15 protein-coding genes are annotated in these 17,169 nt (G+C 66.2%); 10 read left to right on the top strand and 5 right to left on the bottom strand.

Features of this window, described 5'->3' with window-relative positions:
* The first annotated feature begins 174 nt into the window (after positions 1-174).
* The 3 genes from P1L40_RS20685 (at position 175) to P1L40_RS20675 (ending at position 3,076) form a co-directional block, all read left to right on the top strand.
* On the top strand, positions 175-1,407 hold the full coding sequence (locus P1L40_RS20685; RefSeq protein ID WP_284011277.1) for a YyaL domain-containing protein: 1,233 nt from the start codon (positions 175-177) through the stop codon (positions 1,405-1,407).
* Positions 1,408-1,535: 128 nt separating this feature from the next.
* The gene (locus tag P1L40_RS20680) at positions 1,536-2,408 is read left to right on the top strand and encodes a universal stress protein (protein ID WP_284011276.1); all 873 of its coding nucleotides are present in this window, start codon (positions 1,536-1,538) and stop codon (positions 2,406-2,408) included.
* 50 nt (positions 2,409-2,458) lie between these two features.
* Entirely contained in the window at positions 2,459-3,076 is a 618-nt protein-coding gene (locus P1L40_RS20675; RefSeq protein WP_284011275.1) for a class I SAM-dependent methyltransferase, read from the top strand.
* A gap of 535 nt (positions 3,077-3,611) precedes the next feature.
* Here the strand turns inward: P1L40_RS20675 and P1L40_RS20670 are convergent.
* From P1L40_RS20670 to P1L40_RS20655, 4 genes are all read right to left on the bottom strand, one after another.
* Positions 3,612-4,418, bottom strand: a complete 807-nt coding sequence (locus P1L40_RS20670) for a class I fructose-bisphosphate aldolase (RefSeq protein WP_284011274.1) — start codon at positions 4,416-4,418, stop codon at positions 3,612-3,614.
* Positions 4,419-4,537: 119 nt separating this feature from the next.
* Positions 4,538-5,653 (bottom strand): hypothetical protein, encoded by a 1,116-nt coding sequence (locus P1L40_RS20665; RefSeq protein WP_284011273.1) that lies wholly within the window; start codon positions 5,651-5,653, stop codon positions 4,538-4,540.
* Positions 5,654-5,668: 15 nt separating this feature from the next.
* Positions 5,669-6,433, bottom strand: coding sequence for an HTH-type transcriptional regulator GlpR (glpR, locus tag P1L40_RS20660; protein ID WP_284011272.1), 765 nt, complete (start codon positions 6,431-6,433; stop codon positions 5,669-5,671).
* Positions 6,434-6,502: 69 nt separating this feature from the next.
* Positions 6,503-7,363, bottom strand: a complete 861-nt coding sequence (locus tag P1L40_RS20655; protein ID WP_284011271.1) for a 6-phosphogluconolactonase — start codon at positions 7,361-7,363, stop codon at positions 6,503-6,505.
* A 107-nt stretch (positions 7,364-7,470) separates the two neighbouring features.
* Between P1L40_RS20655 and P1L40_RS20650 the strand changes: the two genes are divergently transcribed.
* Positions 7,471-8,328 (top strand): sugar phosphate isomerase family, encoded by an 858-nt coding sequence (locus P1L40_RS20650; RefSeq protein WP_284011270.1) that lies wholly within the window; start codon positions 7,471-7,473, stop codon positions 8,326-8,328.
* Positions 8,329-8,333: 5 nt separating this feature from the next.
* Here P1L40_RS20650 and P1L40_RS20645 read toward each other — a convergent pair whose 3' ends face one another.
* Positions 8,334-9,593 carry an MFS transporter gene (locus tag P1L40_RS20645; RefSeq protein WP_284011269.1) on the bottom strand — a complete coding sequence of 420 codons (1,260 nt, stop codon included), beginning with the start codon at positions 9,591-9,593 and terminating at the stop codon, positions 8,334-8,336.
* Positions 9,594-9,697: 104 nt separating this feature from the next.
* Here P1L40_RS20645 and P1L40_RS20640 point away from each other — a divergent pair, with 104 nt between their 5' ends.
* The 6 genes from P1L40_RS20640 to P1L40_RS20615 all read left to right on the top strand — a co-directional run bounded on the left by P1L40_RS20640 (position 9,698) and on the right by P1L40_RS20615 (position 17,167).
* Entirely contained in the window at positions 9,698-10,861 is a 1,164-nt protein-coding gene (locus tag P1L40_RS20640; protein WP_284011268.1) for a Gfo/Idh/MocA family protein, read from the top strand.
* A 71-nt stretch (positions 10,862-10,932) separates the two neighbouring features.
* Complete coding sequence (locus P1L40_RS20635; RefSeq protein ID WP_284011267.1) at positions 10,933-12,084, top strand: ABC transporter ATP-binding protein; 1,152 nt, start codon at positions 10,933-10,935, stop codon at positions 12,082-12,084.
* Positions 12,085-12,133: 49 nt separating this feature from the next.
* Positions 12,134-13,723, top strand: a complete 1,590-nt coding sequence (locus tag P1L40_RS20630) for a DUF3604 domain-containing protein (protein WP_284011266.1) — start codon at positions 12,134-12,136, stop codon at positions 13,721-13,723.
* A 96-nt stretch (positions 13,724-13,819) separates the two neighbouring features.
* The gene (locus P1L40_RS20625; protein WP_284011265.1) at positions 13,820-15,301 is read left to right on the top strand and encodes an extracellular solute-binding protein; all 1,482 of its coding nucleotides are present in this window, start codon (positions 13,820-13,822) and stop codon (positions 15,299-15,301) included.
* Positions 15,302-15,332: 31 nt separating this feature from the next.
* A complete protein-coding gene (locus P1L40_RS20620; RefSeq protein ID WP_284011264.1) occupies positions 15,333-16,268 on the top strand; it encodes a carbohydrate ABC transporter permease in 936 nt (311 codons plus the stop codon).
* Complete coding sequence (locus tag P1L40_RS20615; RefSeq protein ID WP_284011263.1) at positions 16,265-17,167, top strand: carbohydrate ABC transporter permease; 903 nt, start codon at positions 16,265-16,267, stop codon at positions 17,165-17,167. Before P1L40_RS20620 ends, P1L40_RS20615 begins: the two co-directional genes overlap by 4 nt.
* The last annotated feature ends 2 nt before the right edge of the window (positions 17,168-17,169 follow it).

The following is a 17,169-nucleotide window of genomic DNA, read 5'->3' as shown; positions in this document are numbered from 1 at the left end:
CACGGTAGGGCGTTTCAGTATAGAGCCCCTACCGCTGCGAGCGAGAGCGGGGCAGAACCTCGAACGACGTGGTAGACTGGGCGACCCGCCCGGCCCAGCGGACGGCTGACAGCGACTGCCGGGGAGTAGCGTGTCCATACCTATACGCCCGAGTGGCGCACCAATCACCGAACGATGCGTGTCGACTCGCTCCTGTCGCTCGGTGACCTTCGCCAGCGCGTCGGAACCGGCGGCGGGACCGACACCCCCGACGACCACGGCATCCAGTCGTGGTTGGCCGCGACGCTACGGTACGCTCGCGACCGTGAGTACACCGGCTGGGACTACGGCGACGGCATGGACAACCGGGTCCGGGAGGCGTTGCCCGTCGACTCGAAGTGGGTCAACATCGGGTTCCAGGAACTCGTGAAACGGTGTCCGGTCAACGTCAGGCCCCTCCTGGGGGTTCGACAGCGTCGGAACTACCAGGGGGCGGCGCTGTTCGCGATGGCGAACCGGACGATGGCCGACCTGACGGGAGACGAGATGTACGCACGAGAGGCGAGGGCGCTCGCGGACTGGCTCGTCGAGAACCAAATCGAGGGCTACAGCGGCTACTGTGCCGGCTACCCCCACCCGATCCAGCACCTCGACGGGCGGGGCGACCCGGGCGAGCCGGACATCATCAACACCTCCTTCGGCGCGAAAGCGCTGCTCAGAGCGGCGGCGGACGACGAGCGGTACGCGGCAGTCGTCGCGGACGCCGACCGGTTCGTCGTCGAGGACCTGCAGTTTCAGCCCCCGGACAGCGGCCGGGGCGCGGTGATCGACTACCACACGAAACACCCGCAGGACTACTACACGATCAACGCCGGCGCGATGGGTGCACGGCTGTTGCTGGACCTCTACGCCTACTTCGGGAACCGGGAGTACCGCCAGCGGGCCGAGGCGTTGCTCGACCACATCGCGGCGCTACAGACCGACTGCGGCGGGTGGATGTACCGGGACCCGCCGGAGGCCTCACACCTCTCGATGGACACCCACCACAACGGGTTCGTCGTCGAGGGGTTCCAGCGCCACCGGGAGGTCACCGACACCGACCGGTACGCGGAGACGGTCGACGACGCGCTGGCTTTCGTCCGCCGCGACCTGATCGAACCGGACGGGGCGCCGAACTTCGACGAGGCAGCGAGCTATCCGCGCGACATCCACGCCAGCACGCAGTTGGCGCTCGTGTTCACCTACGCCGGCGATCTGGAGCGGGCCCGCCGGGCACTCCAGTGGGTGTTCGAGAACCTCGCGGCCGGCGACGGCCGCTTCTACTACCGGAAAGAGCGGTACTTCACCCGGCGCGTGACGCTGATGCGGTGGTGTCAGGCCTGGATGAGCTTCGCCATGAGCGAATATCTCGCCGCGGAGGCACGCTGAGTCGCGCGGACGATCGACCAGTCGGGGCGGGTGTCGGACCCCCCTGCTCCGGTATCGTACTCGCCGTGGTCACGCCCCGACCGGGCGCGGTTTTACTACGAGGCTGTGTGTATCGTCGACACGTGACAATGTACGAACGAATCCTGCTTCCGACCGACGGCAGCGACGTGGCCGAGACCGCGGCCACGGCGGCGATCACCTTCGCCGAGCGGTTCGACGCCACGCTACACGTGGTCCACGTGCTCGAACTGGGGGAACTCCCCCCAGGTGTCGACGACAGCGACGCCGACGGCCTGGCCCACAGCGGCGAGGCGGCGGCCGCTTCGGTGGCTCAACAGGCACAGGCAGCGGGGGTTTCGGTCACGTCGAGCGTCGTCGACCGGGCCGACACTATCCACGGGACCATCGTCACGGCAGCCGTCGAGGAATCGGCGGACCTGATCGTCATGGGGACCTACGGCCGGACGGGACTGGATCGGTTCGTCCTCGGGAGCGTCACCGAGCAGACGCTCCGCGAGTCGCCGGTACCGGTGTTGACAGTCCACGAGGAGACGGTCGTCACGGCGGCGCCCGAGGGAATCCTGGTGCCGACCGACGGGAGCGAGGCCGCCCGGTCGGCGGCCACACACGCGATCGAGTTGGCCAGCGAGACCGACGCGACGCTGCACGCGCTCAACGTCGTCGACACCGGCGTGGTCTGGGGCGACGTGGACGTGGGGATGGTACTGGAAGCCCTGGAGGAGGCGGGCCGGGAAGCGATCGACGAGGTGGTCGACCAGGCGACCGCGGCCGATATCGGGACGGTCGAGGCGTCGGTGGCAAGCGGGGCGGTCCACCGAGCGATCGTCGACTACACCGCCGAGAACGACATCGACTGCGTCGTCATGGGAACGCACGGCCGGACGGGGCTCGATCGGTACATCCTCGGGAGTGTCACCGAGCGTGTCGTCCGGCTGAGCGACGTGCCGGTGATCGCCACGAAACACACGGAGGGGGACTGAACCCGGTCGATCCCGTGAGACATAAACGACAGTCGCCCGTTCGAACCGGTATGGACCCGGACGAAGTCCGCGCGGACTGGGCCGACAGGTCGGGGAAGTACTCGCCGGAGTACTACGCCGATATCGGCCCCAACAAGGTCAGCGAGACACTCGTCGATGTCCTCGGTCACTACGTCGGGACGGACGCGAGAATCCTGGAGATCGGCTGTGGCTCCGGCCGCCACCTCGCAAACCTGCTTGCGGAGGGCTACGAGAACCTGGTCGGCGTCGACATCAACGACGAGGCCCTCGACGTGATGGCGACTCGCTACCCGAAGCTGCGCGAACGAGCGACCGTCCACGTCGGTGCCGTCGAGGACCTGATCTCGGAGTTCGAGACCGACGCGTTCGATGTCGTCTACACCGTCGAGACGCTCCAGCACATCCATCCCGACGACGAGTGGGTGTTCGAAGAGATCGTCAGAGTCGCCGGCGACCTCCTCGTCACGGCCGAGAACGAGGGCAACAGCCCACAGCGGGGTCGCGGCGAGACGGCCGTGAGTTACGTCGACGACGAGTTCCCCCTCTATCACCGCAACTGGAAGGCGATCTTCTCCGACCTGGGGCTCGCACAGCTGATCCGGGAGCCGACAGAGCGGGATACGATACGTGTGTTTCGCAGTCCGTGATCGGTCGCTGCAACCGAAATGTCGAATCCGATTTCGGATTGGGGCGAGTGCGTTCTACAAAGAGGTGCCCCTACCCTCTCACGCGCAAAGTGAAAATATTTTCGTATATTTGATTCCGTAAAGTCGAAAATCTGTATGTATATTCGAATATAGATATGTAAGTGTGTTTTCGATGGATGGATTCGCTATCGATAGCAGTCCTCGAACGGTCGTCCTCGAATCGGGACTATCATCCGTACGCTTGTTATTCGATACCGGTTTGGCGGCGGTCGCGCCGCCGGGACGAACGTCGGTCCTCGGACCCTTTCGTTTGCATAGTTGTGACATACTTTTCACACTGTTGCGCTGAATCCGCTCGTTCGTGCGTCGCTGTGGGTCTCGCTGCGGAGAGCGGACGGTTCGTGAGCGAAACTGCGAACGATGGCGAGACCCGAGAGATCGACGCGTAAAATCGAGTCGGAAGCCGGCAGAAATGAACAGCGGTGGATGCCGGTCGTCTGCCTCGTCGGGGTCCGCACGGCAGACCCGATACCCGTCAGGGCGTCAGGCCGGCCACCGCGTCCGCGCTCCGGCCCTCGTGGACGATCTGGCGCATCGCCTCGACCATCGCCGCCGGGTCGGCGGTCTGCCAGATCGACCGACCGATCATGACACCGCGCGCGCCGGCCGCCATCGCCGCCTCCACGTCACCGAGGGTCGCCTCGGGGGTGGTCGCCGGCCCCCCGAGGATCATCGTCGGGACCGGCGTGCGGTCGACGATGTCGGCGAAGGCCGCTTGCTCGCCGGGATACGGGAGTTTGAGGATGTCCGCCCCGAGTTCCCAGCCGATCCGTGCGGCGTCGGCGATACTGTCTGGGTCCGAGGCCAGGCCCTCCGGGACGCGACTGCCCCACAGCACCGGTTCGACGATCAGCGGGATCTCCGTCTCCCGCAGTTCCTCGTAGAGGTGGACGATGTACTCGATGTTCGCACGGTGGCGCTCGCGGTTCTCCCGGCCGAAGTTCAGGACGACCTTGACCCCCGATGGCTCGGCAGCGCGGAGGAACTCCGCGCTGTAGGCCCCGGTCCACATGTCGTCGCCGTCGTCCTGTGCGGGGAGCGTCGAGAAGGTGAGGACATCGGGCGCGAGCACGACGGTCGTAGACGAGTCCTCGATCAGGTCCGCGAACCGCTGGACGAAGGGCGCGCGGGCGATGATAGCGTCGGGACCCCCCGCCAGTACCGCCGCGAGCGTCCGGCGCGGGTCCTCGAACCCGTCGAGAGCGCCCTTGGCGATGCCGTGATCGAGCGCGACGACGACCGCGTTCTCCGAGTCGGTATCGAGCAGGTCGGCCCCGCTCATCGGGACGGTCCCCGCCTGGCTGGACTGGACGACTGGATGAGATACACTCTGTTCATCTGCTTCGACAGGAGATTGTCACCGCAGAAGTATGTTGTTTGCGGTCGATCCGCACACGGCGGTCACTCGAAGTAGCTGTCGAACCGCGAGAGAAAGCCAAGTAGTTCGCCGTACGTCGGCGGTTCGCCGCGCCGGAGGAACCAGTTCGCGACGGCGTTCCCCAGCAGGAGCGACGACGGGCCGCCGAGGCCGAGGAGCTGCCCGAGCACGTACCCGACGTTGAAGTGGTCGCCCGCGCTCGCGGTGAGTGTCGGCTTGGCGACGTGAGGAGTCCGGACGGTCGCGGTCCCGTCCTCGTCGACGCGGACGGCGCGGTCGGCGGCGTGGGCGACGAACTCCGAGACGCCCAGTAGCTCGCGGGCAGCGATCGCCTGCTCGCGCATCTCCGTGGCCGTCGACTCGCCGAGGTCCGCGAACACTGCCGTCTCGGCGCGGTTCGCGCTGACGACGACCGGAACGGTGTCGTCGAGCGCCGCGAGGGAGTCGAGGCCCGCTGTGAGCCGCTCCGTCGAGAGCCGCCGGATGTCGGCCGGGTCGACGAACACCGTCCGCGGCGGGTCGGTCAGGACCGGCCAGACCTCCCGGCGGAGGCCGCGCCAGATCGTCGGGAGGAACGGGATCGTCGCCCAGTACCCCATCGAGAGGACCGGCGCGCCGTCGATCGCCGTCGCGAGTTGCTGGACCGAGAGCCGCTCACGGAGGCGCTCCCAGTCCAGTGACGCCATCGACCCGATCTCGTTGAGCATCAGTTTTCCGTCGTCGAACTCCACGGCGTCGGTGTAGGAGGGCGACCCCACCGACCGCAGCTCACAGCCGTCGAGTTCCTCCTCGAAGATCGACCGAGGCGGATCGCCGTAGGTTCCGACGAGAGTCGGCTCGAACCCCAACCGGGCGAACGCGCGGCCGAAGTGGGAGGTGTGCCCGCCGGCGCGTGAGTCCTCGGTGAACCACTCGATGCTACAGGAAGTCCCGAGGTCGACGGACCCGCCGATGCGGGCCGAAAGCGCCGACAGGTCGTCCATCCGGTCGTACTCTTCGGGTCCGGTTCGTGCGTCGACCATGGTCCGCACGCGGTCACAGTAGCCGTCGAAGCCGTGGACGACGTGGGTCTCGGGGAGTCGCTCGGGGAGGTCGCGCCGGCAGGACGCCAGTGCCGCCTCTGTCGCTGAGTCCAGCATACCTGTGTCACCTCCTCAGGCCAGTGCGTCGACGACCTCGATGGATCGGTCCCGGAGCGCCCGGCGCCGTTCGTCGGCGAGTCGGGCCTCCGTGACGAGCGTATCGATCGCCGTGAGCGGTGCAAACTGGACGTAACTGCGCCGCCCGAACTTCGAGCCGTCCGCCAAGAGGACGACCCGCTCGGACTGATCGACCATGAGCTGTTTCATCCGACCCTCCGGTTCGTTGGGCGTCGACAGCCCGGCGTCGAGGTCGATCGAGTTCGTCCCGAGGAACAGTAGATCGAAGTGGTGGCTCCGCAGGAACCGTTCGCCGACGGGCCCGACGAGCGAGCGGGACTTGTTGCGCTGGTTCCCGCCGGTCACCTTCAGTCGACCGTCGCCGGTCCCGAGTTCGAACCCCAGTTCGATGGAGTTCGTCACCGCGGTGAACGAGCCGTCTTTCGGTGCCGCCTTCGCCACTTCCAGCACCGTCGTCCCGGAGTCGAAGAACACCACGTCCCCGTCGGTGATCTCCTTGACCGCACGCTCGGCGATCAGCCGCTTCGCGTCCAGGTTCTGGACGCTGCGCTGTGCGAACGAGGGCTCGCTGGCGACGTGTGCCGCCGGGAGCGCGCCGCCGTGGGACCGTCGTACGAGCCCGTCCTGATTGAGTTCCGTGAGGTCACGCCGGATCGTCGACTCCGAGACGCGCAGTTCGTCGGCGAGTTCGCTGACCGACGCGCCGTCCTGGCGTTCGACGTAGCCGACGATCTCCTGTTTCCGTTCTTCGGGAAGCATCCTACCTAGAGTTTTAGCTTCAGTGTCATAACTGTTGGCGACGGCCACACCGGGGGGCGACTGGGCGGGTCAGAGCACGTGATCCGGTCGCGCGGCGGTCCGTTCGTCGGTGACGACCCGGTAATCGTCGTGATCGGTGAGATACGTCACCGGATAGTCGGGGCCGGGGTCGCCAAGGACCGCCAGCCGGAGGACGGTGTTGGCCCAGTCGAGGCCGGGCACGTCGTTCCGGCAGTAAAGCCGGACACGGTCGGCACCGAGCACCTGGTTCATCCCGACGGTGACCGCCTTCCGGGGGAACCCTTCGAGGTTGCCGCCGACGCCCGCGCGGATGGCGTTGATAGTCCGGGTGTAGTCGTTGAGATAGACCAGACGGGGATCGGTGTCGGCGACGCCCGGTTCCGGTTCGTTGAACGCGACGTGGCCGTGGACGCCGATGCCGCCGTAGCAGGTGTCGATGCCGCCGGCGTCGGCGATCATCCCGGGGAGGTCGGTGACGTTCTCGTGGGTGGGAAAGACCACCTGGTCGTCCGGGACGGCGAGCGCGGGGTCGAGGTGGTCGAAAAACACCGCGTCCATCTCCCGGCGGAAGCTCAGCGGGTGGTCGGGCGGGACGACGCGGCCGCTGTGGTCGCAGTACTCGTCCATGAAAAAGAGGTGACAGTCGGCCATGTCGATTTCGCGCTCGTTGATCAGCTCCGCCAGCCGCGGGTAGTGGTCGACCGGGCCGACCGGGAGGATCAGTGTCGTTCGTTCGCCAGCGTCGTTGCTGGCCGCGATCTCGTCGGCGACCGCCTGTGCGAACTGTTCGAACAGTTCATCGAGGTCGCCAAGAACCGACACCCTGTCGCCCGCCTCACGGTCGAGAGCCTCGGGGCCGAGTTCGAGGAGTCGCCGCACCTCGTCGCCGCGCTCTGTGGTCGGGAGCATACGGCTAGTGTGTCGCGAGACTGGCACAAAAAGGTTTGTCGAGCGGACTGTTTCGCGAGCCAACTATTATCTGCGGCGCCGCCGACGTGCTAGTGAGGCACACAGAGATGGAGCCATACGAGGCAACCGCCGAGGACCTCCTCGCACACGACGACATCCCGTTTACGCTCGTCGCCGACACGGAGGCACTCGACAGACGAATCGCACGCGAGATCGCCGACCTGATCGCCCGCAACAACGAGGCGGAGGACGACACCACGCTGATCCTCCCGGTCGGCCCGCTGGACTACGAGTATCTCGCCAACATCTGTAACAGGGAACGGCTGTCGCTGGCGGACGTGACGATCTACATGATGGACGAGTACCTCGACGACGACGGCGCGTTACTCCCCGAGTCCCACCCGCTGAGTTTCCGCGCGTTCATGCGGGAGAGTCTCGTCGAGAACCTCGCTGGCGACCTCGGGTTGACGATGGCCGACGTGGTGTTTCCCGACCCCGACGACCCGGCGGCAGTGACCGAGGAGTTGGACGCGATCGACGGCGTGAACGCCTGTTACGGCGGGTTCGGGATCACCGGCCATTTCGCGTTCAACGACCCGCCGGAACCGGACGAAGAGATGACTGCACAGGACCTCGCGGAGACGCGCACGCGAACGCTCACCATCTCACGGGAGAGCACCACGCAGATGGCGATGGGCGGGACCCTGGGGAACTGGGAGCTGATCCCCGAACGGGCGGTGACCCTGGGGATGTACGAACTGCTCCTCTCCGATCGTGTCCACCTCACGTTCATGCGCAACTGGCACGCGGGCACGCTCCGACGGGCGTTGCTCGGCCCGGTAACCGAGCAGTGTCCGGGATCGCTGCTCCAGCTCCACCCCGACTTGCGGGTGACGATGACGGAACTGGCCGCCCGACGGCCCGACCCCGACATCACCCAGGCGACCGGTGCCGAGGAGGGCTGAGCGTCTCAGTCGAGACCGGGAACGGCGGTTCCGGTGACCGTCTCGGAGACGCCGACGACGACCAGCGCGGTCCCGGCGAACGAGAAGCCAGACAGCAGGACGAACGCGATGTCGTAGGTCAGCAGTGTCACGAGCCCGCCGACGAGCAGCGGGCCGATCACGCCACCGACGCCCATCGCCGTCGACCGGACCCCCATCAGTTCGGACTCCCGGTCGACCGCCGCCACGTCCCCGATGAAAGTCTGGCTGCCGATGACCGCGGCCGAGAAGGAGACGGCGATGATCCCGAAGCCGACGCCGACGACCACGAGCCGGAGGACGCCCGGAGGCGGGACCGTCGCTGCGGCCAGGACCACCGCGAACACGCCGGTCCCCAGGAGACCGAGCGCCAGGATCAGTTTCCGGCCGTACCGCTCGACGGCCGCCCCGAAGACCAGCATCAGCGCGATTCGGCTGAGCGGGTTGAGCCCCAGAAAGAACCCCATCAGCGTCTCTGAGACACCGACCTCGTCCGTGAGATACACCGGGAGCAGGCTCAGCAGGCCGAAGAAGGTCACCCCCTGGAGGCCGACGGCGACGTAGACCCAGTGGAGGCCGCTGGTGGTCAGATGTGAGCGGTCCCCCCGCACCGGGAGCAAGCGGTGGCGGACCTGCTCGCGGACGGTGGTCCACCGGAGCGTCGTCTCCCGGGCCGGGACCGGGTTCGCGACGAACCAGGTCACGGCCGTCGCAGCGAGGGTGACCACGGCCAGCGCGAAGTAGATCTCGAAGTACGTCAGCAACGCCAGCGAGAGCCCGGCGAAGAACTGTCCGAGCGCGAAACCGACCGACCGCCAGCTGTTGAACGTGCCCAGCGCCTGTCCCCGCCGGCTGGCGCCGCCACGTTCGCTCACGATCGTCAACATCAGCGGCGGAAACGCCGCAAAGAAGGTCGCGTACAGCCCCCGCAGGAGGATCGGGTACCAGACGCCCTCGGTCAGCCCCAGGACGACCAGTACCAGTGACCCGGCGATCCCGGCGCCAGCGAGGAGCCGCCGGTGTTCGCCCGTGAGATCGGCGACGACTCCCCACACCGGCGCGAACAGCAAGAGCGCGAGAAAGTGCGACATCGTCACGAGACTGACCTGGAACGCGGTCCCCTGGCGGCCGACGAAGACGGCCAGGGTCGTCGTCGCGAGATTGGTCGGCAGCGACCACAGCAACGCCGAGACACCGATGATCGGTCGCTGGTAGTCCTGGCCGAGCGGTGGTGACGTGTCGCCCATTGGTCGAACTCCGGTCGTCTCACTCGAACAGTCGGCGGTCCGATATTTATAGCTACGGCCGTCGCTGGCAAGCACATAAGTAGCAGGGCGGCGACAGTTCTCGTATGCCGTTCCGCCCAGCAATCGGGTTCGTCGCCGCAGGCAAGCGAGCCCGGACACTGATGGACCACCTGTACACGATCCGCGACCAGGAGTACTTCCTGTGTAACCGCGACGACGGCTGGCCACACGGGTTCTACGACGAGTTCGCCACCGAGACCCCCGACTGGGTCGACGACGTGAGCGACCTCCAGCCCTCGATCACCGCGATCATGAACCCGGGGGACGAGTCCCGCGAGACGGCGGCCGAACGCTGTCGGGAACACGGCGACGACCCGGCACTGTACGCCGATCTGGAGCCGTTCCTCGACGAGGGGGCGTTCGACGCCGTCGTCGTCGCCTCGCCCAACGACAGACACGTCGAGAGCGCCGTGCCGCTGCTGGAGCGGGACATCGACACGTTCTGTGAGAAGCCACTGGCGACGACACTGCCGGCCCACGACGAGCTGATCGGAGCCGCCGAGGCCACCGACGCCCTGTTTTACGTCGGGTTCCAGCGACGGGTCGCGCCGTACTACCGAAAGATAAAGGAGCTACTGACGGCGGGAACCGTCGGCGACCTCGGGATGGTGAGCCACGTCGAGGTACGGGATCCGTTCCAGTCGTCCTCGGGCGGGTTTCGGTTCAGCGAGGCGCGCAGCGGCGGCGCCCTCCTGGAGAAGAACTCCCACGACTTCGACCTGTTCAACTGGTACACCGAAGCCGAGCCGGTTCGGGTGTCGGCGTTCGGCGGGCAGCACGTCTTCACGCGGGACACCGACATCGTCGACCAGGCCACCGTCAACGTCCAGTACGACGACGGGACGGTGGGCTCGCTAGAGCTGTGTCTGTACAACGGTGTCGGCCACGCCGATGTCTACGATGTCCACACGCGCAAGACATCCGAGTATCGCGGGACCGACGGCGTCGTCATCGCGCCCGACAGTCCCGAGGACCTTCTCGTCCAGCGGCGGGGGGAAACCGAGGAGATCACCGTCGGCGCAGCGGGCTCCCACGGCGGCGACATCTACCAGATGCGACGGTTCCTGCGGTGTCTCCAGGGAAAGGCGGCGCCCCCGGCGACGGCGGTCGACGCGAAGAAGGCGGCCGCGGTGTCGCTGGCCGCCGAGCGGTCGATCGACCGGGACGGCGCCGTCGTCGAAATCGACGGAAACTACGACATCGTGTGAGGAGGAACGGCGTCACCAGGTCTGTGAGCACACCCCAAGGTATATGACAATGTGGATGGAAATTCAAGAATATGGGATCGGTAGAGCTGGATAACGTCTCGAAGGTGTTCTCCGGCCCGGAGGGTGACATCGCCGCGGTCGAGGATGTCACGATGACGATACAGGACGGCGAGTTCGTCGTACTGGTCGGGCCGTCTGGCAGCGGGAAGTCGACTCTGCTACGGCTGGTCGCCGGCCTGGAGTCGATCACGGACGGGGAGATCAGACTGGACGGCGAGTCACTGACCGGCGTGAAACCCAAGAACCGGGATGTCGCGATGGTGTTCCAGAACTACGCGCTGTACCCACACCTGACCGCCCGGAAGAACATGTCGTTCGGTCTCAAGATGCAGGGGGACCTGCCGAAGGACGACATCGACAGCCAGGTCGAGAAGGCCGCTCGCATCATGGGGATCACCGACCTGCTGGAGAAGATGCCCAACGAACTGTCGGGCGGGCAGAAACAGCGTGTCGCGCTGGGGCGAGCGATCGTTCGAGAGCCCGCGGTGTTCCTGATGGACGAACCGCTCTCGAACCTCGACGCGAAGCTGCGGACCACGATGCGCACGGAGATCCAGGAGCTCCAGCAGGAACTGGGCGTGACGACGATCTACGTCACCCACGACCAGACCGAGGCGATGACGATGGGCGACCGCATCGCGATCATGAACGACGGAGCGGTCCAGCAGGTCGGGAGGCCGATGGACACCTACCACCGGCCGGCGAACCAGTTCGTCGCCGGCTTCATCGGCTCGCCGTCGATGAACTTCATCCCCTGTGAGGCCGCCTGGGGCACGGACGCACTCACGCTGACCCACCCGGCGTTCGAACTGACCTTCTCGGAGACGCTCGACACGATCGACAGGCGCGAGGAGACCGACGTGATCCTCGGGATCAGACCCGAAGACGCGCGTCTCGCACGGGGGTCGGACGGAGGGGACACCGTCGACGTGGAGATCGAGGTCGTCGAACCGCTGGGCAAGGAGCAACTGTTCTACTACGAACTCGACGGCGAGCGCTACACCGCGAGTGTCAGCGGCCACCAACAGCTCTCGGTCGGGAGCACCGTCACACTCCAGTTCCCCGAGGCGAACAGCTACCTCTTCGACGCCGAGACTGGCGAGACGATCAAACACCAGACCGTGCCCGAGGAGGCCGAACCGACCAGCGAGATGTACCAGTGACTCCGACGAACACGACCGACCGACAGCGACGGATCGGGAGGACAGCCCGATGACCGGCCCGGCCGATTACCAGGTGTACTGGGGGGACTTCCACAAGCACGCGACCGAACCGGTCGCGACGCTGGACCGCATCGACGAGGCGCTGATCGACGCCAGTCACAACGTCGACATCTACCCGGTGCTGTGCTACCCGTTCACGTGGTTCGCGGCCGGCGACATCGGCTTCGAGTACCGCGTCACCGACCGTGACCGGTGGGGGATGCGCGAGGAGACGGTACAGAACAGGCCACAGTTTCTGGAGTGGTGGGACCGGATCCAGCGGGCGGTGGCCGATCACAACGACCCCGGCGAGTTCGTCACCTTCCCGGGCTACGAGTGGAACGGGAACCGGCGCGCGTGGGGCGACCACAACGTGATCCACTTCGCCGAGGGCGGGCCGCTGGACGACGCCTGGAAACTGCCGCGGCTGTTCGACCACCTCAACGACCTGGAGATGCCGGCGCTCGCCATCCCCCATCACACGGCCTACAAGGCCGGCGAGCGGGCGAAAGACTGGGAGTTGCACGACCCGGCGCTGTCGCCGGTGACGGAAGTGTACTCGACTCATGGATCGAGCGAGGGCGTCGGCACGCCGGTCCCGATGGACGCGAACCCCAGCATGGGGCCGCGGGCGTCGGGCGGGAGCTTCCAGGACGCGCTCGAACAGGGCCACCGCGTCGGCGTCATCGCCTCGAACGACGGCGGCGGCCTGCCTGGCTCGTGGGGCGACGGTGTGGCCGGCCTCTGGGCGACAGACCTGACCCGCGAGGCGGTCTGGGACGCACTCACCGCTCGGCGGACCTACGGGACCACCGGCGATCGGATCACGCTGTGGTACGAGCTCGCCGGCGAACCGATGGGCGGCGTCGTCGAGACCGACGAACCGGTGACCGCGACCGTCGAGGTCGACTGCGCCCGGCCGCTCGACCGGGTCGAACTCGTCGCCGAAGGGCGCGTCCGGGAGACGTACACCCACGCGAGTCGCTGGGAGTACCCCGCCGAGGACGAGCGAGCGACCTATTCGGTGCTCGTGGAGATGGGGTGGGGTCCCACGCCGGAGTACGGTGACTGGCACGGGGCCGAAAACGAGTTCGACGGCGACCTGACCGTCACGGACGGCGACCTTGCGGCGGTCCAGCCGCGTTTCAACGGCTGGGGGCAGCGGTACGACCACGACGGCGACAGCTGTTCGTTTTCGGTGACCACCGAACGTGACAGCCCGGTGTACGAGGTCACGCAGGGGTTCGTCTGTACGGTTTCGGGAACGGCGGCGACGACGCTGTCGCTCGCGCTCGACCGCCACGAGGACGTGACCGTCGCGCTCGGGGACCTCCTAGGCGACACACACGTCGTCGCGTTCACAGAGGACTGTTACGACCGCATCGCCGCGGAGTTCGGTCGGGCCCGCGAGGACATCGACAACCCCGACGTGGCCTATCACAACGCGCGGAAGGTGAAGTTCCACCCCGCCGCGCCCGCCTCGGCCTGCCGAGCGACCGTCGAGTTCGCCGACCTCCCCGCCGACCGTGACCACTACTACGTCCGACTCGCCCAGCGGGACGGGCAGTACGCCTGGGCCTCGCCGGTCTGGATCGAGTGAACCTGTCGTCCGTGGAGGGCCGGAGTGTCGGCAATACCGATGTGATATAAAGTGCCGTGCGAAACGTTTACATATGTTGGTCATCGATAATTTCTTATGGGTGAAGAGAGCGATCCCACAGGACTCCCGAGTAGACTCCAGCGGCGCAAGTACCTCCGTGCGTTGGCGGCGGGCGCGGCGCTGCCAGCACTGGCCGGCTGTGGCGGCGACGGCGGCGATGGCGGGTCGGACGGCGGGACAGGCGGTAACGGCGGTGACGGTGGGTCGGGCGGGGACGGTGGCTCGGGCGGCAGCGGTGACGGCGGGAGCGGCGACGGCAGCAGCGGGGACACCCCGGCTGCGCCGGAGTTCGAGCTATCCTTCCTGACCTGGAACATCGGTTACCACGAGAACGCGATCAACGGCTGGATGGACGACTTCACGGCCATCGACCGCTACTCAGGCGTGGAGATGAACTGGGTCGACAGGCCGGGCAGCGACTTCCCGTCGTACCTCCAGACGCGAATTCAGGGGGGGAACCCGCCACACGCGGTCGACACTCAGGCGGGGATCTTCTCCCGGTACGCGAGCGCCGGCGTGTTCGCGCCCCTCGATCCGATCATCGAGGAGGAGGTCGAAGGCGGGATGGACGCGATCCAGGAGAAGTTCGGCGAGCAGATCCTGAACTTCAGTTCCGTCGACGGGACGCTGTACCGGCTTCCGTTCTACCACTCGACGACCTGGACCGGCTACCGGAAGTCCTTCTTCGAGGAGGCCGGCGTCGAGCCGCCCACCGTGGAGAACCCCTACACGACCTTCGACTACTTCGACGTGGCCGAGGAAGTGGTCGCGAACTCCAGCGCCGAGATGGGACTGATGATGCTGACCTTCGGGTTCCACTTCTGGCCGCTGTTCCAGACGGAAGGCGTCGACCTGTTGAACGACGACAACACCGCAGCGGCGCTCAACACCGAGACGACCGTCGAGATCCTCTCGCGGATCCAGGAACTCACCCAGGACGGCATCATCGCCGAGACCTCCTTCACCGGCCGGTGGACGGCCCCGAACCAGACGTTCGCGGCCGGCAACACGGCGATGAACTTCGCGCACTTCAACAACCTCCGGACAATCAAAGCCAACGGCGACTGGATCAACGTCGACACGCTCGGTGTCGGCCCGGGACCGCGCAACTCCGGTGTCTACGCGGCTCACGGCTGGGGGATCACGAGCGAAGAGTACCACCCCACCGAGCAGGTCCGGACCGCCTTCCACTTCATCAACGACGTAGTGTTGAGCGAGAAGTGGCAAAAGGAGAACGCGACCGCCGGCCCGACCCGGCCCGTCGCGAACCTCAACGCCCACCGCGACCTGGCCGACAGCGAGGAGTTCCGGTCGAACAACCCGATCCTCGCCAAACAGTACGACCTCTGGAGCCAGAACCGAAGCAACGCCTGGGCGCCCCCGACGATCCCCGCGTCGGCCGAGATCGAGGTCATCATCGACAAGGACATGGTCTCGGCCTGCGCGCTCGGCGAGAAGTCGCCCGAACAGGCCGCAGCGGACGCCGAGCAAGCGATCAACCAGGCGATCGAGAACTGAGTTCCCAGGTAGAGGACTCCATCACCGAACGATGTCATCCGGGATGCTCACGGAAGTCAGCCGGCGTATCGGCGAGGCGGATCTAGCGACGCTGTTCTCCGAACAGCGGCGTCGATCGATCGTCGCGTGGCTCGTCCTCGTCCCGACGATCGCCGTGCTCCTGCTCTATCGGACGATCCCGCTGTTGTGGACGGTCCTCCTCTCCTTCCAGGAGATGTCCTGGACCGGGGAGACCTCCTTCGCCGGCCTCCAGAACTACCAGCGGTTGCTGACCGACGACGTGTTCGTGACCGCGCTCGTCAACAACGTCCTGTTTCTGTTGACGATCCCGGTCGGCATCGCGCTCGCGCTGGGGATCGCCCTCCTCTTGAACCAGCAGTTCGTCGGCAGCGACGGGTTCCGGTCGCTGTTTTTCGTCCCGTACATCCTGATGATGGTCGGGATCGCCGTCATCTGGAACTACATCTTCAAGACCAGCGGAGGAGTGGCGAACCACGTCCTGCTCCAACTGGGGCTCATCGAATCGAACATCTCCTGGCTCGGCGACGGCACCTGGGCGAAGGTGTCGGTGTTCGTCGTCCACATCTGGAAGAGCATCGGGCTGTATCTGGTCATCATCCTGGCGGGCCTCCAGACGATCCCCCAGCAGGTGTACGAGGTCGCGCGTATCGACGGCGCGAACCGCCGCCAGCGGTTCCGCTACATCACGCTGCCCCTGCTCAAACCGACGATGGGGGTCTGTATCCTCGTCGGGATGATCCTCTCGTTCAAACTGTTCGACCTGATCCGGGTGCTGACCGGCGGCGGCCCCGCCGACGCGACGGAGATCCTCATCACCTACCTGTACAGACAGGCGTTCACGAACGGGAACTTCGGCTACGCCGCCGTGTTGACGGTCGTGTTGTTCCTGCTGATGCTCTCACTGATCGCCGTCGGCCGGTTCGTCCAACGGGAGTCGTACCGATGAGCCGTGACAACGAGGTCCTGAACCGACGGGACATCGGCCTGCTCCGCGAACGGGTGTCGTTCTGGCGGGCCGCCGACCGGACGGAACTGCTGACTCGGACCGGCTACTTCCTGCTGGCGGCGATCATGGGCGTGGCCTTCGTGTTCCCGCTGTACTGGCTGGTCAAGATCTCAGTGATGTGGCCGTCGGCGAACCTCTACGGCGGCGTCCCGACGCTCGGGATCGAGAACCCCTCGCTGGCGAACTTCTCGAAGGTGCTGTTCGAGGTCGACTTCCTGACCTTCCTCTTCAACACCGCCTTCATCGCGGTGACCGTCGTCGGCGCGAACCTGATCCTGAACTCGCTTGCGGCCTACGGCCTGACGCTGGATTTCCGCGGCCGACGACTCGTCCAGGGCTTCCTGGTCGCCAACATGATGATCCCGGCTCAGACGGTCATCATCCCGGCCTTCCTCGTCTCACAGCGACTCGGCCTGCTGAACAACCGCTTCGGTGTCGTCCTGCCGCTGGCGATCATCATCATCAACATCTTCGTCCTGTACACGAGTTTCGACGCCGTCCCGGAGTCGATGATTGAGTCCGCGCGGCTGGACGGCGCCTCCGAACTGTACATCATCTTCGGCATCTACTGGCCGCTGTCGAAGGCGGCGCTGGCCGCGAACGTCATCCTGGCGTTCGTCTTCGCCTGGAACACCTACATCTGGCCGCTGTTGATCCTCAACGAGCAGGAACTGATGACGCTGACGCAGGCGCTTGCCTCCTTCCAGGGCAACAACCAGGGCCGGTACGGGCTGATGTACGCGTTCACTCTCATGGCCGTCGTCCCGATGGTCGTGCTGTTCCTGTTGCTACAAAAACAGTTCATCGAGAGCGCCGTGATGGGGAGCATCAAGGAGTAACC

It is taken from the genome of Haloarcula pelagica, from assembly GCF_030127105.1.
Taxonomy (GTDB): domain Archaea; phylum Halobacteriota; class Halobacteria; order Halobacteriales; family Haloarculaceae; genus Haloarcula; species Haloarcula pelagica.
Note: the sequence above shows the minus strand (reverse complement) of the source record. Positions and strands in the feature narration are given on the sequence as shown.